This window comes from Mucilaginibacter pankratovii (genome assembly GCF_014773265.1).
GTDB classification, from domain to species: domain Bacteria; phylum Bacteroidota; class Bacteroidia; order Sphingobacteriales; family Sphingobacteriaceae; genus Mucilaginibacter; species Mucilaginibacter pankratovii.
In genome coordinates this window covers 623,811-645,928 of sequence record NZ_JACWMY010000001.1, presented here as the reverse complement: position 1 = coordinate 645,928, position 22,118 = coordinate 623,811, and the positions used below count along the sequence as shown (strand labels likewise).

Annotated in this window: 10 protein-coding genes; 6 read left to right on the top strand and 4 right to left on the bottom strand. The window is 44.9% G+C overall.

Annotation, left to right across the window (positions count from 1 at the left end; genetic code table 11):
• Positions 1-40: 40 nt before the first annotated feature.
• From IDJ77_RS02535 to IDJ77_RS02520, 4 genes are all read left to right on the top strand, one after another.
• Positions 41-1,144: a FecR family protein gene (locus IDJ77_RS02535; protein ID WP_224750930.1), complete on the top strand. Its 1,104-nt coding sequence runs from the start codon at positions 41-43 to the stop codon at positions 1,142-1,144.
• A 120-nt stretch (positions 1,145-1,264) separates the two neighbouring features.
• Positions 1,265-4,951 (top strand): SusC/RagA family TonB-linked outer membrane protein, encoded by a 3,687-nt coding sequence (locus IDJ77_RS02530; RefSeq protein WP_191187346.1) that lies wholly within the window; start codon positions 1,265-1,267, stop codon positions 4,949-4,951.
• Positions 4,952-4,962: 11 nt separating this feature from the next.
• Entirely contained in the window at positions 4,963-6,360 is a 1,398-nt protein-coding gene (locus IDJ77_RS02525) for a RagB/SusD family nutrient uptake outer membrane protein (protein WP_191187345.1), read from the top strand.
• A gap of 57 nt (positions 6,361-6,417) precedes the next feature.
• Positions 6,418-9,204, top strand: a complete 2,787-nt coding sequence (locus tag IDJ77_RS02520) for a M16 family metallopeptidase (protein ID WP_224750929.1) — start codon at positions 6,418-6,420, stop codon at positions 9,202-9,204.
• 138 nt (positions 9,205-9,342) lie between these two features.
• Here IDJ77_RS02520 and IDJ77_RS02515 read toward each other — a convergent pair whose 3' ends face one another.
• The 4 genes from IDJ77_RS02515 to IDJ77_RS02500 all read right to left on the bottom strand — a co-directional run bounded on the left by IDJ77_RS02515 (position 9,343) and on the right by IDJ77_RS02500 (position 17,983).
• Entirely contained in the window at positions 9,343-11,634 is a 2,292-nt protein-coding gene (locus tag IDJ77_RS02515) for a GH92 family glycosyl hydrolase (protein WP_191187344.1), read from the bottom strand.
• A 90-nt stretch (positions 11,635-11,724) separates the two neighbouring features.
• The gene (locus IDJ77_RS02510) at positions 11,725-13,161 is read right to left on the bottom strand and encodes a RagB/SusD family nutrient uptake outer membrane protein (protein WP_191187343.1); all 1,437 of its coding nucleotides are present in this window, start codon (positions 13,159-13,161) and stop codon (positions 11,725-11,727) included.
• A 19-nt stretch (positions 13,162-13,180) separates the two neighbouring features.
• Entirely contained in the window at positions 13,181-16,600 is a 3,420-nt protein-coding gene (locus IDJ77_RS02505; RefSeq protein WP_394368022.1) for a SusC/RagA family TonB-linked outer membrane protein, read from the bottom strand.
• Between the two features lie 219 nt (positions 16,601-16,819).
• Positions 16,820-17,983, bottom strand: coding sequence for a FecR family protein (locus IDJ77_RS02500; RefSeq protein WP_191187341.1), 1,164 nt, complete (start codon positions 17,981-17,983; stop codon positions 16,820-16,822).
• 254 nt (positions 17,984-18,237) lie between these two features.
• On the opposite strand from IDJ77_RS02500, the gene IDJ77_RS02495 reads away from it, so the two are divergent.
• Both IDJ77_RS02495 and IDJ77_RS02490 read left to right on the top strand, forming a co-directional pair.
• Positions 18,238-18,825, top strand: a complete 588-nt coding sequence (locus IDJ77_RS02495; RefSeq protein WP_191187340.1) for an RNA polymerase sigma factor — start codon at positions 18,238-18,240, stop codon at positions 18,823-18,825.
• A gap of 379 nt (positions 18,826-19,204) precedes the next feature.
• Positions 19,205-22,075, top strand: a complete 2,871-nt coding sequence (locus IDJ77_RS02490; protein WP_191187339.1) for a glycoside hydrolase family 2 protein — start codon at positions 19,205-19,207, stop codon at positions 22,073-22,075.
• The last annotated feature ends 43 nt before the right edge of the window (positions 22,076-22,118 follow it).

The following is a 22,118-nucleotide window of genomic DNA, read 5'->3' as shown; positions in this document are numbered from 1 at the left end:
CCTGCCGGGGGTGTTGACTGTCTTACGTTTAGATTGAGTTATGGCAAAATTGAATGAACAGGAAATTCGGGTTATGCTGGAGCATTTCAGGCTTGGCAAGGCTACCGACGAGGAAATAGCGCTGCTGGAAACATGGTACTTAACTTATCAGGAAGAAGGTGCCGAAAACCCGGGCATGGCTGAACGCCTTGCGGCTGTTGACCTGGTATGGGCCAAACTGGAGAATGAACATCGCCCGGTTAAACGGATAGCCAAATGGTGGTCGGTAGCAGCTGCAGCTATCTTGGTATTATCGGTTGGGGGGTATTTTGTATGGCAGGCTGTACAGGTACCGGCAATAACGGTAAGCCAGTTGGCTGGTAGTAAAAAAGATATTGCACCGGGCACTAACAAAGCAACATTGACCATAGCGGGCAGCGGTACTTTAGTACTTGATTCTACAAGAAAAGGGATTGAAGTACATTCCGGCGGTTTAACCTATGATGATAGTACCCGGATAAACGCAGGCTTAACCGCGGATACTAAAATGCTTACCCTGCAGACGCCTAACGGCGGCACCTACAAACTGGTATTACCTGATGGCTCGATAGCGTGGTTGAATGCTGCATCCCGACTGGTTTTTCCCTCCACTTTCCGGGGGCAAAAACAGCGGGAAGTTGAGTTAACCGGCGAAGCTTATTTTGAGGTGGCAAAAAATAAAGCTGTGCCATTTATTGTAAAAAGCCGGGGCCAGCAGGTGCAGGTACTGGGCACACATTTTAATATCAAAAGTTACGAAGATGAGCCGGTTACACGTACTACCCTGCTTGAAGGCAGCGTGCGCGTAAACTCAACGCTATTAGAACCGGGACAACAGGCAGAGAAAACTGCTGCAGGCGTTTATGTGGTAACAGCAGATATTGATGAAGTAATGGGCTGGAAAAACAACTATATCGTTTTCCAGGACGAGAAGATAGAAAATATTATGCGAAAGATAAGCCGCTGGTATGATGTGGAAGTTGTTTACGAAGGGGAACTGCCAACTGATGATTTTGGCGGCCGGGTTAATAAGCGCGCCTACGTATCGCAGGTGTTAAAGAAATTGGAGTTAACCAATAAAGTGCATTTTAAAATAGCAGGAAGGAGGATTATCGTAACGAAATAAAAACTACTTACAGCGGTAATCCAAAATAAAAGCCAGGTGTGGTTGCAACACAGCTGGCTAATGCCTGGCATTACGTCAATAAATTCCTCATAGTATCAACTTATTAACCAGACTTAACAAATGTATAAAAATTATACTATCAAATTTGGCGTGCCCAATGCGCACGTTCGTAAAGTACTGCTGATTATGCGACTAACAACATTCTTACTGTTCATTATGTTCTTCCGGGTTTCTGCCACGGGCTATGCACAGCAGATCTCGCTTAACGAAAAGAATGTTGCTTTAAAGGTAATCATCTCAAAAATACAGCAGCAAAGCAATTTTGATTTCGTTTACACGGCCCAGCAGCTTAAAAATACCGGCAAGATCAGCATCAGTGTCAAATCCGCCGATATCAAAACGGTGCTGGAAATTGTACTGAAAGATCAGCCACTGGCTTACACCATTGACGACAACACCATTGTATTAAAAGATAAAACGTTAACCGCCGCAGCTATCGATTTTATTGATGTAAGCGGTTCTGTTTCTAACGGGCAGGGCACAGGTTTGCCCGGAGCTACGGTAAGGCTTAAAGGCACCCAGGTGCAGATCGCGACCGACCAGGCAGGCACCTATCATATTCTCCGGGTGCCGGATGACGGATACCTGATATTTTCTTATGTTGGTTACCAGGCTGATACTATCGCTATTAAGGGACGAACCAAAATTGACGTGATTCTGAAAGAGGCGTCACTGCAGATGAAAAGTGTAGCCATTGTATCTACAGGTTTGCAGGATCTGCCGAAGGAAAGAGCTACCGGCTCTTTCGAAGTTATTACTAAGGAGCAATTACAGCACAGTACCGATCCCAACCTGGTGAGGCGGCTGGAAGGTATAACTACCTCACTTGATTTCCGTAATGACCTCCGGACAAATAACTCTGCTAACCCCAATGCCAGGCAGTCGCCTCTGGCCAACTTAACCATACGTGGCAAAAACACCCTTAACGAGTCCGCTAATGCCGATCTGAACGGTAATTACAGCGGGCAGGTGCTGGTCGTGATCGATGGGATAGCCAGTCCGTATTCAATTGACAAAATCAATCCCAATGATGTTGAAAGCGTAACGATACTTAAAGATGCAGCCGCAGCCTCTATCTGGGGTTCACGGGCGGCAAACGGTGTATTGGTCATCAAAACCAAACGCGGGGGTTATAACCGTAAACCACGTATCACTTTCAACAGCAACGTTAACATTACCGAAAAGGTTGACCTGTTTTATAACAAAACCATGAGCGTATCTGACTACATAGATGCGCAGGCAAGTTATTTTGAGCAGCAAAACAGGCCTCTGCCGGATCTGAGCATATCACATCTTTACGGGCAGGAAATTAAATCGCCGGTGGCCGAGATTGTGGATGCCTGGAAGTTTAAAGGCACCCTGACCGATGCACAGGCAAATGGCCGGTTAGATGCTTTAAGAAAGAACGATATCAGGAAAGATTATGATAAATACTTTCTGCGTAATGCCGTTACCCAAAGCTATTCCTTAGGATTAGACGGGGGTACAGAAACATTTAATTACCGCCTGTCCGGCGGATTGGATAAAGGCATTAATAATACCAGGAACTCAGATTACAACAGGCTGGCCCTGGGTTATTCCATGGCGGTTAAACCCTTTACCGGTTTAGAACTGCAGGGAAACATCAGCTACAACGTTCAGCGAAATAATGAGCAGGCAGCATCTAACAGGATCACCGGTGCCACAGATGCGACATTCTATCCCTACTCGCGCCTCGCCGACGACCAGGGGAACTACCTTGAACTTGCCAAACTATACCGCCAGGGTTTTGCCGGCGCGGTAAATGACGCCTACGGCGATAAATTTTTAAGCTACAGTTATGTGCCGCTTAATGATATCAATGAAGGGTATAACAAAATTAAATCACAAAATTTAAATCTGAATTTTAGTGCTAACTACAAAATAGTAAACGGGTTAAGTGCACAGGTGGCCTATAATTATAATACCGGCCGGAATAATGATAACACTTTATACAGGCAAAACTCATTTTACATGAGGAATATGATCAATTATTTTACCACCTCGCCTGAATCTGTTGACCCCAGGACTTTTGACCCGGTTGCGCCTTATAACAGGCAGCTGCCTTTAGGTGGCCAATACGCTACCATTTTAACTACGTCAAACAATCACACGTTAAGGGGGCAGCTAAACTTTGACCACACCTGGAAAGAAAAACACCAGCTATCGGCTATAGCGGGTGTAGATGTTGCCCAAACTTACAGCATAGCAAAAAGCGACGGATATTACGGTTATGACGAAAATACGTTGTTTACCAACAATAAGCTGGATTATAAAACGATGCTTCCTATTGCTTTTGCTGAAGACTTTAGTGGCTACAATGGTGAGTATATCGCTAACCTTTCTACTGGTTTTATCGACAATAAAGTCCGCACATTTAGTTACTATTCAAATGCTGCCTACACTTACGACAGGCGATACACCATTTCAGCAAGCTTACGTAAAGACTTATCAAGCGAATTCGGCCGCGGCACCAACCAGAACGGAACGCCATATTACTCGGTAGGCGGCGCATGGAACATTCATAATGAAAACTTCTACCATTGGTCGCTGGTGCCATCGTTAACCCTGCGCGCTACGTACGGTTACAACGGGAACGTAAACCCCTCTGTTATTGCAAGGCCACTGATCACCTATTCGTTTGCCAACAACCAGTATACCAATCTTCCTTATGCCTATACCACGTTTGGAACTGGTATTACCAACAGCCAACTCCGCCCGGAAAGAACAGGCGTGTTTAATATAGGCCTCGACTTCCTGATACAGGGCAACAGGTTATCCGGTAATATTCAATACTACAGTAAAAAAACAACCGACCTGATTGCTAATGGCGCTCTCGATCCCAGCACAGGTTATACTAACATTACCTATAATACCGGCAACTTACAGGGGCATGGGGTTGAAGTGACCCTAAACTCGCTGAATTTGCAGCTGGGTAAATTTAAGTGGAACAGCAATCTTTTATTTGCCTATAACCGCGTTAAAGTAACCAAACTTTACGCAACAGCAACCAGTGAAGCCGGTTCTGCGGTAACCAACAGCGGGGGAACATACAACGAAGGATTCGACCTGTCGCGTTTATTCGGTTATCAATGGGAGGGGCTTGATCCCCAAACCGGTGATCCACGGGGTTATGCAGACGGCAAGGTAGTAACCATATCAGGTACGCCGGAGGGCGACAATAATTACAGGGCCATCCAGCAGGCTCCGTTGAGCTCACTGAAATATTTTGGCAGTGCAGTGCCGGTTTATTACGGGTCGTTCAGGAACACCTTCACTTATGCATCATTTGCGGTGTCGGCCAACTTGCTGTACAAGTTTGGTTACTATGTACGCCGTCCGACAGCACAAGTGATCAACTACCGCTCATTATATTCAGGAAACGCGCTACAGGCTATTGAATATAATAACAGGTGGCAAAAGCCGGGTGACGAGGCAAGCACGAATGTGCCTTCTGCGGTGATGTCGGCAAGTAACAATAACCGCGACAATTTTTATTATTCTTCGGCGGTAAATGTTCTGAAGGGCGACCACATCAGGTTGCAGGAAATTAACCTTTCCTATACACTAAAAGTCGGGGCGTCGAGCGCGATAAAAAATCCGAGGTTCTATGCCAACGTGAGTAACATAGGCATCATCTGGCGTGCCAATGATAAAGGCGTAGACCCGGAGGTTTTCGATTATCCTTTACCGCGTACTTACAGTCTTGGTTTTACAGCTAACTTTTAATCGTACGAGTCATGAAAAATTATATTAAATATATCCTCTTTTTTGCATTGATCATAACAGTATCTGCCTGCCAGAAATATGTCGATATTAAAAAGAGCGGCTCCCAGTCGTTCATCGAAACAACAAAAGACGTACAGCTTATACTGGATAATTATGACCTGTTCAATGTCAATTATCCTTTAGACGGCGAGATCTCCGCAGATGATTATTACCTGGATGATAACCGGTATAATTCGGACGTTATCCAGCCGGAAGATAGAGCTTTATACATTTGGCAGGAAACGGCCATCCGTGCATCTGCAACACAGTGGGTGGCATCATACAACAAAATTTACCACTGCAACCTGGCTTTAGAGGCTTTAGATAAGCTAAAGGCAGCAGAGGACCCTGCTGTTGTAAATAATCTTCGGGGCAGCGCCTTGTTTTTGCGTGCTTATGCCCTGTGGCCTTTGGCCCAAACTTACATCAAACCGTATAGCAATTCTACATTACAAGAGCCCGGACTGCCTGTTCACACCAAATCAGATATAAACGATGTGCCGGGCCGGGGCACGGTGAAGGAAACATATGATGCCATTGTTAACGACCTCACAGAGGCGGTTAGTTTATTAAATACCACATCGAGCATAGTTTCCCGCCCCAATAAGGCCGCGGCTTATGCTATGCTGGCAAGGGTTTACTTATCTATGGAAGATTACCCTAACGCTTTAGCCAGCGCCGATGCTGCCCTCAAAATAAAAAGTGACCTGATAGATTTTAACACCCTTAATTTGGGGAGCTATAACCCATTTCCCCGTTTTAACAATGAAGTTATATTTCATTCGATCATCGATAAACAGAACAGTGTGCTGGAAGTAGGTTATGGCGATGAAGACGATGCGCTGATAGTACCTGAAATTGTAAATGCTTATGACGGGAGTGATTTGCGGAAACAACTTTATATCAAGGAAAACCTTGATGTCCCTGTTCCATCCGGCACGTACCGTTTTGTAGGGAACTATGAAGGTGCCGTAGCCTCGCCGGCGTTATTCAACGGGTTAGCTGTTGACGAGTTATACCTCGTTCGCGCCGAATGCTATGCCCGCGCCAACCAAACTGCCGACGCCCTTGCGGATATGAACAAACTGCTGATCACCCGCTGGGTCAACGGCTCATACCCGGGCTTTACAGCAGCCAGCAGCGAAGACGCACTAACCAAGATACTTTTAGAGCGCCGAAAGGAGCTTTTAATGCGAGGTTTGAGATGGAGCGACCTGCGAAGATTGAATCATGATAGCCGCTTTGCAAAAACGCTTAGCCGCACGGTTAAGGGCAAGGTTTATACATTGCTTCCAAACGATCCGCGCTATACGCTGCTGATACCCCAGGAAGTTATCACTTATTCAAAACTGCCGCAAAACATCCGGTAATATTATCTTATCCTGATCACCCGCGGCTTTTAGCTGCGGGTGATTTAAAGCTAAATTATGATCAGAAAAATCATGAGCAGCCTCTTGCTATGCACATACGCTGCGGTTGCAACTGCTCAATCATCCGAGATACCTTTAGATGCTGCGGTAAGGACCGGCAAACTTAAAAATGGGTTTACCTATTACATCCGGCATAACGCAACCCCGAAAAACAGGGCGCAGTTTTACCTGGTAAACAAAGTTGGATCTGTACTGGAGAATGACGACCAGCTCGGCCTGGCGCACTTTGTAGAACATATGACGTTTAACGGTTCCCGCAATTTTCCTAAAAATACCATGATGAATTACCTGCAGACAGCCGGGGTGCGTTTCGGAGCGGATGTGAATGCCTATACCGGGTATGACGAAACCGTTTACCAGCTACCCCTGCCTACCGACAGTAAGGAATTAGTAGACAAAGGGCTGCAGATCGTTCATGACTGGGCCCAAAGCGCCACGCTTGACCCGGTAGAGATAGATAAAGAACGCGGGGTGATACTGGAAGAGAAAAGGTTAGGCAAAGGAGCTTCAGACCGGTTGCAGCAGCAATACTACCCCTTACTGTTTAACCATTCCCGGTACGCCGCACGCAACCCTATTGGTACTGATGCCATCCTGAAGAGCTTTAAACCGGCTATCATCAAACAATTTTATCATGACTGGTACCGGCCTGATCTGCAGGCGCTGATCATTGTTGGTGATATTGACGCGGCGGCAATGGAAAAAAAAGTAAAAGCTCTTTTTGATGATCTGAAGAACCCCGTTGCGAAAAAAAAACGTGTTGCTTATGCCATCCCGTTAACCGGTAAAAATCAATTTATTGCGTTAACAGATAAAGAAACCACCAGTACTACCGCCGAAATTGTCATCAAGCATAAGGCGCCTGTTATGTCAACGACTGCGGATTACAAAGGGCTGCTTACCCGTCAGCTGTTCAATAGCATGATCGCCAGCCGTTTTGCCGAATTATCGCGCCAGCCTGATCCTGATTACTTGTCGGCGAATTCAGGCATTAGAGATTTTTTAGGGGGACTGGATACCTACCGCGCTACAGTAGTGGTTAAACCCGGCGAACTGAAAAAAGGCTTTATGGCGATGTGGTACGAAACAGAGCGACTGCGCGCATTAGGTTTTAGTGCCGATGAACTGGATAGGGCTAAGCAAAACCTGAAGGAACAAATGGAGAATATTTACCGTGAAAAGGATAAAAATCCATCCGGGAACTACGTACAGGAATACTTGTCGCACTTTTTAAAGAACGAAGCGGCCCCAGGGATAGAAGGTGAATACAAGTTGATGAATAGGTACCTGCCGCTTATTCAACTGGATGATATGAACACATTAATAGGCAGTTACCTGAAAGATAATAACCGCGACATGATCATAACGGCACCTGCTGATGCGCAAAAAGACCTCCCGAACCAGGCAGAAATGGAAAGGTGGATAGCGGAGGTTAGAAGTATGCCTGTGCAAGCTTTTAGTGTACAAAAGTTATCATCAGCATTGCTTGCCGCAGAACCTGTTGCAGGTAAAGTGGTAACCGAAGTGACGGATAGCAAAGAAGGAATAACCACTTTAACCCTCTCAAACGGGGTTAAAATAATCATCAAACCCACTACCTTTAAAAATAATCAGATCATTTTCAGAGGGTTTTCTCCGGGTGGTACGTCTTTATATGAGGACAAGGACTACCCTTCAGCAGCAAACGCAGCATCTATTATAGCAGCTGCTGGGGTAGGGAATCTAAATGCCACTGAACTGGACCGCTTTGTTGCCGATAAGGAACTCGAAGTGCGACCCTATATAGCTGAGCGTTTCCAGGGAATTACCGGTGGCAGTTCTGTCAAAGATTTTGAAGTAGCTATGTCCCTGGTTTATGCTTACTTAACCCAGCCTCAAAAGGATTCATCATTGTACAAAACCATGATGGAGCGGTCGAGGGCAAGATATGATAAGCGGGCTAATGACCCGGGTAGCGTTTTTAATGATACGGTATCTGCTGTGTTAGGTAATAAGAACATCCGGCGTACCGGCCCCTCCATCAAAAAACTGGATATGGTGAACCTTGACAGGGCTTACCAAATTTACAAAGAGCGCTTTTCCAATGCAGGTAATATGACGTTTGTGTTTACCGGGAGTATAGACATTGCTGCTGCAAAACCTGTTTTCGAAAAATATCTGGGTTCGCTACCGCGTACGCCAATTGCAGATAAAGCCAGGGACCTTGATATTGATATCCCCGCGGGAAGTATATCCAAAACGGTTTATAAAGGCAGGGAAGCAAAAGCATCTGTTTTGTTGGTATATTCCGGCAAGTACGATTATAACGACCGTAATAATATTTTGTTCGATGCCCTTCGCGAAACCCTTAACATCCGCTTACTGGAGACCCTGCGGGAACAGGAGAGCGGCGTGTATAGTCCTCGGGTAGAGCTATCTACCACCCAATACCCGAAAGGCAGGTTTTCTTTGACTATCCAGTTTGGCTGTGCGCCGGCCAATGTAGATAAGCTGATCGCCACTGCCAAAGCGGAAGTTACTGCGTTGGCAAACAACGGCCCCCGCCCTGAAATTATTAGGAAGTGGCAGGCCGAATGGGTAAGGCAACGCGAATTAGACGTTAACGAAAACGCCTGGTGGTTAAGCTACCTGGTAGAAAAGTTACAATCTGGCGGTAAGCTTGATGGCTATGCAAACGATTTGATTATCGTGAAAGAAACGACCCCGGCAGCTATACAGGATATTGCACATCAGCAGTTGTTAAATGGCAACCTCATCAAAATGATATTAGTGCCTGAGCAATAGCTTCGGACGACTGGAATGCATGATCCCCCAATCGCATATTGTTGAATTTTTAGAAACAACTCATCATCTCATGTGAGATTAGGTTAGGCTGCGGGTGCGCCTGGATTACCGGCGTTTTGCAAGTGTTGGTTATCTTATTTATTTGATGCCTTTTGGCTGATAGATAGGTTTATTTGCCCAGTTTTTATCAGGCGCACCCTGCAGGTAAATATCCAGTTTGCCTCCGTTCATGATATCCCGGTAGGTGATATAATTATTTGGCATTGTTCTGCCATTTAACTTCACCATGCGGATGTACTTTGCTCTTAAACCAATTTTATGGCAAACCACATCGAATTTTTTACCGCTTTGCAGGTTGATAGTCACCCTGTCGAAAATGGGGGAGCATAGCAGATATTCGCCCGATACAGGGTTTACGGGATAAAAACCCATAGCTGCGAACATATACCAGGCTGACATTTGCCCGGCATCGTCATTGCCGCCCAGACCTCCGGGACCATCACTATATTCGGCCGCCAATATTTTACGAACAGCAGCCTGCGTTTTCCAGGGCGACCTTGAGTAGTTATACAGGAAAGGGATCTGGTGACCAGGTTCGTTGCCGTGCCAGTATTCGCCCTTGTTAAACAAGCTATCCAGCGCGAGTTCCAGTTTTGCGGCGCCTCCCATTAACCCGGCAAGGCCGGGTATATCGTGCGGAACGTAAAATGTGTACTGACGCGCAGTGCCTTCAGTAATATAAGTTTCCTTTTGATCGCGGTTAAATGGCGATACCCAGTTGCCGTCGGCATGTTTACCACGTACAAGGCCACTTGATATATCAAATACATTGGTATAATATTTAGCACGCTTAATTAAGGCGGTATAATCGTCAGCTTTTTTTAATGCTTTGGCAAACCGGGCCAAGGCATAGTCGTCATAAGCATATTCCATGGTGCGGCTCACCTGTTCCATCTTATGGAAAGCATCCGGCACGCTGTCTTCCAGGGGAATGTATTTGTATTTGAGGTAGCTGTCTAATGCTCTGCGGCCTTTTCCCTCCACATACTCGGCTCGGCTGGCAGGTATATCAAAGGCATTATGCCTCAATATCTGGTATGCCTCGTCGGCATTAAAGGTGGTGATGCCCTTTAGGTAGGCAGAACTGATCACCGAAGTGGTATGGTCGCCGATCATTTCGGATGTATAACTGTTCCAGCAGGGGAAGATGGGCATCCAGCCACCTTGCTTGCCTTTAAGGATCAGTGATTTCGACAGGTTATCAATGAACGGCGGGTTCAGGATCTCGAACAATGGGATCTGGGCCCGGTAAATATCCCACATCGAAAAATCATCGTAGTAGTTACCATTAGGCAGTTGCTCTACCTGGTAATTGCCTGCAAAGCGCGGGTACTTGCCATCCACATCATTAAACAAACGAGGCTGCTGCATAGCGTGATAATAGGCGGTGTAAAATATCCGTTTGTCTTGTTCATTCGTAGTAGTAATTTTAATTTGCGATAACGTTTTTTCCCATTTTGCTTTGGTGTTAGCGGCTATCTGGTCGAAATTATAGCCGGGCATTTCTGCTTGTAGGTTTTTACGGGCCCCTTCCAGGCTGGTGAATGAAGTGCCAATGCGAATGGTAAGCTTTTCGCCTTTATTCAGTTTGAAACCTGCATAAACGCCTGCACCTTCATCGTTTTTAATGCTATCTACACTAAATAATTTTTCATTTAAAAAAGTGCCTGTTTTTTCCGGCGTTCTTTCAAACCTGATCACAAAAAAGCCACTGAAGCCTGCGCTCTTGCCCCAGCCCTGGTAAATGCGGTGCGCAGGGTTGTAACCCGATATTTCTCCGGCTTTCACGTCCACCCTTATAAAGCCCTCATGGTAATCGCTGTTGGCTTTAATGAGGAGGTAAAGGCTGTCAGCCTTACCCATAGTAAATTGCATCATGCCGCAACGCTCGGTCGCGGTAACTGCTGCCTGTACCTGATATTGCGTGAGATTGATCTTGTAGATGTGGGGAGCGGATACTTCGTCGCTATGCTTAAATGTAGCACCGTAGCCGGTTGTTTTTAATTTGCCTGTGATGGGCATAACGCTAAAGCTGCCATAGTCCTGCGTGCACGACCCGCTTAGCCAGTGCGATCCGCGTATACCATTCAACACATTGTCTTTGTAGTAATACGGTGGGATGCATTTGTTTTCGCTGGCTTGAGTTTGCGGTGTCCATTGTGTCATGCCGAAAGGAACGGTTGCAGCAGGTATGGTATTCGCGTATCGTGCTAATACCGAACCATGTTTTAAAGCTGATGAAGTTGTAGCGGTTGCTGTACCGGCCATTGGCTGTACATATTTCACTAAACCCTGCGAGGCAGCGGGCGACATAACGAATAACAGGCAAGAGCCCAAAACATAGCTTTTAAGAATCTTTATAAAACCCATTCCGATCAAAATTGATATTGTAGTAAATAAACCAGGAGCTTTAAAATCAATAATACAGCCTGCCACAATAGCTATGGCAGGCTGTATTGTTTAATATCCGGGGTTTTGCGTCAACTTAGGATTCAACTGAATTTCTCTTAGTGGAATAGGGAATAAATTTAAAGTTGCGGTTACGTTCCCAATGGTTCCATTAGCAGACTTGTTATTTGCCTTGAAAGCGGTCATTACCTGCACGTAGGTATTCCACCGTATCAGGTCGAACCATCTTTCGGCCTCAAAACAAAGTTCTACGCGCCTTTCGTTTCGGATTGCCGTGCGGGCATCTGCTTGAGAAAGTCCGGATTTTGGACCCAGGTTTGCCCTGTTCCGCACCAGGTTAAGCTGTGTTAATGCCTCATTTGTTTTACCGTTTTCGTTAAGCGCCTCCGCATAAAGCAAAATAATATCACCATAACGCAGAACCGGCCAATCATTATCTCCCTCACTTACGCCCGTAACACTTGAATAAATAAACTTTTTGGCGTAATAATATACGAAGGTTCCCGAAGTGAATATACCTATCGATGTGTTCAAACGGCTGTCTCCTGGTTCGAAGGCTTTGTAAAGATCGGCCGTGCCAATGTTATTGCTATTGCCTGTAACAGATGCGGTAATAGTTGTTCCCGATGGCTGCGGCACGAAACCACGGGCAAAGGTATTGCCTTCACCAAATCCGCCGCCAAGGTATTGTACGGAGAAGATGATGTCTTTATTGTTATCTTTTCCAAGGCCAAATACCTGATCGTAAGGAATCAGCGTCCCTGCAGTCGCAGAAACCGTTGCCAGGATCGATTCGGCTTGCGGGAACTTGTTTTGGAACATATATACTTTACCCAGCAGAGCGTTGGCAGCAATGCTGGTTGCCCGGCCAATGTCGGTACCTGTATATGATGCTGGTAGTACAGCTGCTGCTTCTGTCAGGTCTTTTTCTATCTGTGCATAAACCGCCGCTGCGGTAGCCCTATTGTAAGTGTAAGCTTGCTCTTCGGAGGTTATTTCTGTTAACACCAGGGGAACACCGCCAAACATACGTACCAGATTAAAGTACATTAACGCTCTTAGGAACTTAGCCTGAGCTGTATAGCTGTCGCGGTTTGTCTGGGTCATCACCGGAGTATTCACATGCCCTAAAACGATGTTTGCATAGGCAATGGTTGCATAGAACCGGCTATAAGCGTTTTGAAGATTGGTTGATGTGGCAGCCCAGGTCAGTTTATCCTGTTCGCCGTAAGATACTTCACTTTCACTGTACGTTTCGGTGTTATCAGATGGAACCTCGCCAAATCCATATTGGTCGTTATAAATCGGCCTCAGACTGCTGTAGGCTCCTGTAAGCGCTGATTTTATATCGATCTCGGTATTGTAATAAGTACTTACCGGAACTATGCCCTGCGGGGTAAGATCTATAAACGACTTTTTACAGGCAGGTAACGCAGCCATCAGTGTAATTACGGATAGGCTGCTTATGATTAGTTTTTTAAATTTCATGATCTTCGGGTTAAAACAATTAGAATCCAAAATTTACACCTACGATAATTGTGCGGGCTGTAGGATAGGTACCCTGGTCAACACCAGGTGTTACTGGGTTGCCACCCATAATATTTGCTTCGGGATTGTAACCAGAGTATTTGGTAACAAGGAAGGGGTTTTGCGCGGTTGCATAGAAACGTGCCGATTTGATGAACATCTTGGTCAACAGTTTATCGGATATGCGGTAACCCAGCGTAATGTTACGAACTCTTAAGTACGAACCGTTCTCTACATCGAAGTCAACTAAGGCGTTACCCGGATTTACAAAACCGCCGGAAGCCGGTATCGGGAACTTAACATCCCTGTTTGGCTGAGCCGGGTCGAAATAATTCTGATAGTAAATGCTGCGGGAGTTCTGGTTATTATTACCGGTAATAGTTTGCCTGTTATTTCCATTGATGACATTAACGCCATGTACGCCCTGCACTAAAATACTTAGATCAAAGTTTTTGTACTGGAAGCTGTTGGTTAAGCCATAAGTGAAGTCGGGTAAACCGTGACCTAATACCGTACGATCGGCGGCAGTAATCACACCGTCGCTGTTTTGATCTTTGATCATCCAGTCGCCCACTACGTTGCCAGTTACGGCTTTTGGGTTGTTGGCCAGATCGGCTGCATTTTTAAATACGCCGGTTACCACGTAACCATACATCAAGCCCAGAGGCTGCCCCACCTGAACCTGATAAACGTTGTTCCAGCCGTTCATTGCCGCCACTGCGGGCAATGCCGACGGGCCGCCAAGGTCTAAAACCTTTGTTCTGTAGGTTGATAGATTGGCATTTGCAGTCCAGCGTATTTTACCTAAGTTAAAAGCGGTGTTTACATTAAACTCTAAACCGTTGTTGCTCAACTTACCCAGGTTCGCCTGGTAACTTGAATTTAATGCATATCCCACAGTAAGCGGTAGCGCTTTGTTTAACAGCATACCGTTAGAGGTACGACGGAAATAGTCAGCGGTGATGGTGATGGCGCTGTTTAAGAAGCTGATATCGATACCGACACTGGTCTGATCATTCTTTTCCCAGGTCAGGTCCGGGTTGGCGAAACCTAATTGCTGAGAACCAAATATCCGGTTACTTCCCGAAGCATAGTTTCTGTTAAGCGCAATGGCGTTAACATAAGTAAAACTGCCGATGTTGGCATTACCCGTACGGCCATAACCGCCTCTTAATTTCAGCTCGTTTATCTTTAGTTTTTCCAAAAATGGTTTCACGAATGGTTCTTCGCCTACGCGCCAGCCTGCCGAGAAAGAAGGGAATACCGCATATCGGTTATTGGGGCCGAAACGGGATGAACCGTCCTGGCGTACAGCAGCGGTAAACAAATATTTTTTACTGTAATCGTAAGTGATACGGCCTGCATACGATACAAAGGTATTGGCATCAAATAACTCCGTACCCACCGTATTTGGCGAAGCCAGTGGGCTTTCAACGGCTGTGGTGATAAAAGTGCCCGGCAAGCCGGCAGTATAGTTGATCTGTGAATTATATCTCTGTGCAGAAAACAGGCCCAACAAATTAAAATGATGTTTGCCGATCTGTTTATCGTAGGTGGCGGTATTTTCCCAAACCCAGTCGAAACTGGTACGGGCGTTATCCGAAGCAAAAATACCCGCCAGTTGTGGCGTTGATGCCGAAGCTGTAGGGGCCAGGCTGTAGGCCATGGTTCCAGGCACATAAGCGTGAACCTGCTCGTTTTCGAGGGTGGCACCTAAGTAGGTCTTTAATTTCAGATCACGAATGGGGCTGTACTCTAAGAACGTATTGCTCAGTGTGCGGAATGCCCTCGAACGGTTGATAGACTGCGCTAATATACCAACCGGGTTGTAAAAGTTGCTGGCAGAGAATACTGCGGTAGGAGACAGGTTGAAACCCAGACCGCGGTCATACGGTTGTTGAAAATCGCCGTTGGCTTTATAAACCGGCACAATTGGCTGGAATGTTAAAGCCTGGTTAAGCGGGCTTGGCAAGTTTAGATCAGCAACCAGCCCCGGTACGCCTATCAAGAAATCGGCAGGGTTGGCACCCGCACCGCTTGCCTGCCCGGATGAAGGTTGTTTAAACTGCTCCGCATACGATGGAGAAATGGAAAAGCCGAATTTTAAATTTTTTACCAGGTCGGCATCGAGATTTAACCGGGTAGTATAACGGGTATAGTCAGTACCGATCAGCACGCCCTGTTGTTTGTAAATACCGGCCGATGCACTAAACCTAACCTTTTCGCTGCCACCGGAAGCATTCAACTCAAAATTTCTTAAAGGTGCCGTTCTGAAAATGGCCTTTTGCCAGTCGACATCAGGCAGCGCGGAAATATCGCCGTCCAAACTGCTTGGGTACGCCAGATTTCTGATGCGGCTGATATTTTTAACCTGATCCACATATTGATCTTTATTTAAAACGTCGATGAACCTGTTTACTTGCTGAACGCCGGTGTAGGCACTTACAGAGAATACGGTTTTTCCTGCCTTCCCTCTTTTGGTAGTGACCAGTACTACTCCGTTTGCAGCGCGCGACCCGTAGATAGCCGCCGAGGCAGCATCTTTTAATACTTCTATCGATTCAATATCCCCGGGGTTGATGAGGTTAAAGTTGGATGCGGTTTCCAGCGGATAACCATCAACCACGTAAAGCGGATCGTTAGATGAACTTAACGAGCTCACACCCCGTATGCGGATAGTTGGTGCAGCACCGGGTTTTGAACCCTGGTCTGATTGTACCTGCACGCCTGCCGCTAAGCCGGCGAGGGCTTCCCCGGGCGTACTTACGGGCTGATTGCTGATGTTTTTTCCATCTACCTTGGCAATGGCGGCTGTTACCGTTGCGCGAGATTGTGTACCATAACCAATAACCACTACATCACTCAGCGTTTTAGGAGCATCGGCAAGAACAATATCTATTACAGTTTTATTGCCAACTACAATCTCCTGGGATACCATGCCAATAAAGGAGAAAACCAGTACGCTTTTATCGTCCGGCACTTTTAAAGTATACGCGCCATCATTATTGGTTATCACACCCAATTGGGTGCCTTTAACCGTAACAGTCACACCTGGTAGTGTCTGGCCTTTGCTATCGGTAACTTTACCGGTAATGGTGATCACAGCGGTTGCTGGTTTAACTGATAACAGTTTCTTTCGGATGATAATGGTTTTGCTATCGCCGGTAACAATCTCAACGGTTTCATCGCCGAAGCAATCTTCCAGCACCTTTTTTAATTCAGCGTTGGTTGCTTTGATGGTAACCGGTTTTGTGGTGTTGATCACATCTGCATCGCAAATAAAATCATAACCGGTTTGTTTAGTTAATTGGTTAAGCACCTCTCTTATAGATGCCTTTTTAACATTTATACTTACATGCTGTGCCAGGCTGACAGCACTTACCTGTAAAAAGGCAAGCATCATTATAATGACGGTAAGTTTCATGATCAGGAGAAATTTAGGGATACGACGATGCATCTTCCCGCACCATGGTGCAGTAAAAATTTTATACATTTGTTTAGGATTAAATAATTGGTTAATCGATTTAATTATTGTTTTGTCCAAATTAACCTTACAAGGCTAATTAACGCCGGGGGTGGTCTCAACACTCCCGGTTTTTGACTTTTGCAGAGGTAGTAACTATTTTGCTATAACCGTTACCCTCCTTTCTTCAGTAACAAAACGGACTTTATTTACTAATTCAATGTTTTTAAGTAAGCTCGCCAACCCTTTTGAGCGGGAATAGCTACCATCGAAATTAATGCTGGTCATATCGCCTTTATAGGCAACATCCACATCATACCATCTCGATATTTTTCGCATAATGGAAGTTATGTTTTCATTGTTAAAAATAAAGCTGTCATTCTTCCATGCCATTACTTCCTCCAGATCAGCCTGCTTTACCATTATACGCTGGCCGAAATTATTGACCGCCATTTGACCGGGGACAATGTAAGTGGATTTGTCCTTGTAAGTTACTTTAACCGAGCCTTCCAGTAAGGTGGTGGTAATGTTATTTTCGTCAGTATAAGCGCTGATATTAAAATGCGTTCCTATAACTTCAACAACCTGTTTGCCATTTACGTCTATTTTAAACGGCATTTTGTCGTTTTTGGCAACCTCGAAATAGGCTTCACCTGTTACGCGAACCATCCTTTCGGTTCCTGCAAAAGTAGCAGGGAATGTTAATGCCGATGAGGAGTTTAACCAAACTTTAGTACCATCCGACAGGGTAATATGGTATTTGCCGCCACGAGGTATTGTGATGGTGTTAAAAGCGTTATCAGCCAGCAAATTATCCGCCCCCTTGCCGCCATTGATAATAAGGCCGTTTGACGACTTTGATATGGCGAAATTCCCTTGTTTACTTACTACGCCATTTGGAGCATCATCGAGGGTTATTGTGCTTCCGTTTGCTAAAGTTAATATTGCTTTTTCTGTTCCTGGCTGGATATCGTTTTTTACGGGCTTGGTATGCTGACTTAGCGTAGGAGCAGGGCTACTGGTTTTATTGCCAACCAGGTAAATTCCAACGGATATAAATACAAGTATGGCGGCGGCTGCAGCATAGGGCCAGCGGCGTATTTTAACAACAGGCGCCTGCTGTTGAAATACGCCGCTGGCTTGTAACCGATTGTGCAGTATAGCTTTTAAGCGTTCCTTATTATTTGCTCCTACATCTCCCAATAAGTTGCTATTCAGACCTTGGGAATTCTGATAATCTTCGATCAAAATTTCTTCTTCAGGCGTAGCTATTCCTTTTAAATACTTTTCGCATAATGACAGATATTGATCTTCAGTCATAAATTATGTAATTGAATGAAAGTGTATAATTGGGCTTATATAATATATAGATACATTGGACGTATTGTTACACACATAAAAAAAGAAATTATTTCATTTCAAGTGCCTCAATGCGGTGTGGCGGCACGTTGATAACAAGAAAATTACGGCGATGTTGGTCGTTAAAAGGCTTAGTTGCGTAGCAGAAAAGTTACAGAAGTAATAAATTTTGTTTAAAACAAGTTATAATTCATAGCTTTATCGAACCCAATTATATGCCAAGCAATAATGTAACAGACTCAGAGCTATTTGAGGCTATCATACTTGACAACGAGAAGGCGTTTAACCAACTATTTGAACGTCACTGGTTTAAAGTGTATAGTGTTGCCAATAAGTATGTTAAAGATGAAGAGATTGCTTTGGAGATAGCCCACGATATTTTTCTGAATATTTGGAATAAACGACACCAGCTTAAGATCAACTCATTTAAAAATTATGTAACTACTGCTGCCAGTTATCACGGTATACGCAAAAAGCAGACACTTGCCGGATTGATTTTACAATACGTTGAAGATTACAATTATGTTGAAAACGAAATTCATCATTATGCAGGCAATCAGGGCGAAATGGCACTTGTCGAAAAGGATGTCACTGAAACCGTTGACGCGTTGCTAAAAACTTTACCTAAAAGGTGTCGCGAAATATATCATATGAGCCGCAGGGATAATTTATCAATTACTGAAATATCAGAAAAACTGGGTATTTCAAAACGGACAGTAGAAAATCAACTAACAACGGCATTGAAACACTTACGAACAAGTTTTAAATATTCTATTATCTTGATGATCATTGGTAATCTTTAATCCAAGTAGTAAGCCGGGTTTCAACAATCCCTGCTCTTACCAATCAATACTACTCAATCCCTGAGTTAGCTGCTTGTGAGCCCGTTAAACAGAGCCCCCATGTTTTTGAGTACACTTTCCATTACCGTAGGGGGAAATGGTCCGAGTCTTACCCATTCTCCGTTTTTATCAAAGTGCTTAAATTGGCTTAAAAAGCGTATTTGATCAATAAATTGGTTCGGATCTGCCCAATTATGGAATCCCTATTGTATTTATGACGTTCATGGGAACCATCCCAAAAATGGGAGCGTTCCCGCGATGGGTTTGCGACTAAAATCTGTACTTTAACAGCTATTACTGGATAGCTTTGGGCACCAATTATAATATATAACATACCGCTATGGGGAAGTTTTTAATGTCCATTTTTTTATTGTGCGCTGCTTACCACACTGTTGTTTTTTCAAAGGAGACAGAGTATGCGCAAATAGGGAAGGCCGCCGCCGATATTAACATGGAAATTTCGCTGAATGGAAAATGGGCCTTTAAAACCGATCCCGCTAATGAGGGTGAAAAGCAGCAGTGGTTTGCCAGCGATAACGTAAAATTCCCTGATGCTTTAACTGTTCCCGGAAACTGGAATACCAAAAATGAATATGCTAATTATACGGGTAAGGCCTGGTATAAAAAAACGATAATGATACCGGCTCAACTGAAAGGCAAGCTGATCAGGCTGTATTTTGAAGGGGTAAGCACCGATGTAAAAGTTTGGGTGAACGGGCAATTTGTAATTGCAAATAACCTTGGCTACCTCGAATTTGAAAAAGATGTATCTGCACTTTTAAAATATGGCCTAAGCAATACGATAGTAGTTAGCGCAGATAATAGCTTTAAAGTGGGCGCCTTATGGAACTGGGGCGGTATCAGGCGGCCGGTTAAATTACTGGTCAATAACCGGGTATATATCAAACAGAACCACATATCGCCAAAAGTGAACCTGGATAAGAATACGGCTGATATTGATTTCGCCCTGGGTATATATAATAAAGAAACATCCGCGCAAAAGGTAAGCGGAAGCGTTTTGATCTATCAGCAAAAAAAACTGATAAAAACTATTCCTTTTAAGGCTACACTGGGTGCCAATAACCTGGACACACTAAACCTTAAAACACAATTAGCGGCAGGCGAAGTAAAGCTTTGGAGCCTCGATGATCCATTGCTATACAATTGCAAAGTAATTATATCAAAGAACGGCATCCCGGTTGACGAGCAGGAGGACCGGTTTGGCCTGCGGAAAATTGAACTGGATAACGTAAAGCATCAACTCAAATTAAATGGCGAAGTGATAAGGCCGATTGGCTTTAACCTGGTGCCCGATGACAGGACTAACGGCGATGCGCTGCCGCTTTGGAGGATAAAGGAAGATATTGATATCATGAAAAGCCTCGGCGCAGGCATGGCCCGCATGTCGCACGTGCCGTATCCTAAGGAAATGCTTGATTATCTTGATGAAAAGGGGATTTTAATTGTAGAGGAAATTCCGGTATGGGGCGAGACCGATCTGGTAAAGAAGGATAATGAAATTACCAACGCCTGGCTTAAAAGGATGATCAACGATCACTTTAATCATCCGTGTATAATGGGGTGGAGTGTGGGTAACGAAATTGGCCGCAATGCCGATGTAATGGACTATGTAGAAACGGCAATTAAATATTCCCGCCCGTTGGATACTACCCGCATGCATGTAATGATAAGCCATACCGCTGATCGGGAAAAAGACCCGTTAATTTTTTCGGATCTCGGCTTCATCAACAGGTACGGCGTAAGCGGCAGCTACGCAGATAAAGTACACCAGTTGCACCCCAACAGCACGCTTTTTTTCTCGGAGTTTGGTTATAACCAATTGAACGAAGACTTGTCGGCAGATTTTCCGATCAGGGCTTTGATGGAATCGATATCGCAGAAACCGTACCTCATTGGTGCCTCGCTCTGGACGTTTAACGATTACCGGAGCGACTATACCGGCACTAAAGAATTTTCACAGAACCGCCCATGGGGGATAGTGGATGTTTTTCGTCAAAAAAAGAATGCATTTTATTCTTATAGAAGTGCGAACAAGCCTTTTGCCGATATCACATTAAGCAATGCGGTCTTGAGTGCCGGCGATAAGCAATTTACTGCTAAATTATTGCTGAAGCCGCATGGTGTTTTAGATATACCTGCTTACCCATTACATAATTACCGGGTTGTTTGGAAAGTGCTGGACGATGAGCAGCGAATAACGGGAGGGGGGAGCAAAGCACTGCCTGCGATTGTTCCGGGGGATGCGGCCATTGATTTGCTGCTGAGTAGCCAAATAACCGGCAGTGGGGCGGTATTGGCCAATGTCAGTATAGTTTCGCCTTTAAATTATACGCTGTACGATACCACCGTATATTTAAAAAAGCCACAAGCAACAAAAGTGACAGCTGCATACAGCACCATTAACCCGTATGTAAAAACAGGCGATCAAAACTATTTTATAAAGGTGCTATTTGAAAAGAATAAATCGGCCTCAGCTTATAAGTTAAGATACGCGGTTGATAATGGGGCAGAAATGGAGACTCCGCTGTCCTCTCTAAGCTATGTGAACATACCCGGTTTAAAACAACAGCAAGAGGTAAAACTGAGCTTGGTTAGCCAAAACAACGCTGGCGAAACCCTAACCGTTTTACCGCCGATTAAAGTAAGCGGTAGCATTTTGCGGCCTTTTATACAGTATACCGAGCCGGCAGATGGCGGCTTTTTTGCAGGGTTTGAAACATTATATAAAGACAAGGAGATAACGGTACAGGTAACCGACAAGGCCGGCAATTACACTCATGCTAAAGAAACAGTGGCTACTATAAAAGGCGTCATCCACACAGGCGGCCTTACCAATGGCAAGCAATATTATTACCGGATGAAACGCGATGAGCAAAATGATAACTGGTCGCCGGAGGTGGCAGTTACGCCTGATGGCGGGATGAAGCCGGCGAAACCCTTTATACAGGGCGTGATTTTGAATAACAACGATGCTGTTATCTTTTTCGAACCTGTAAAAAAATCCATAGGGTATCAACTGCAATACAAGCTTCCATTTGAAAGCATTTGGCACACCGAGACAATAACCTCCAGCCTGATTGATCAATATCAGTTTAAGATCAAGGGTAACCCCAAAACAATACAAGTTAAACTTGCTACGCTTAGCCAATACGGACAATCAGATTATGCGGAGTATTCTGCTATAAAATAACGAGTTTTTATACCTAAACATTGATATTATGGCCCCTTATGGG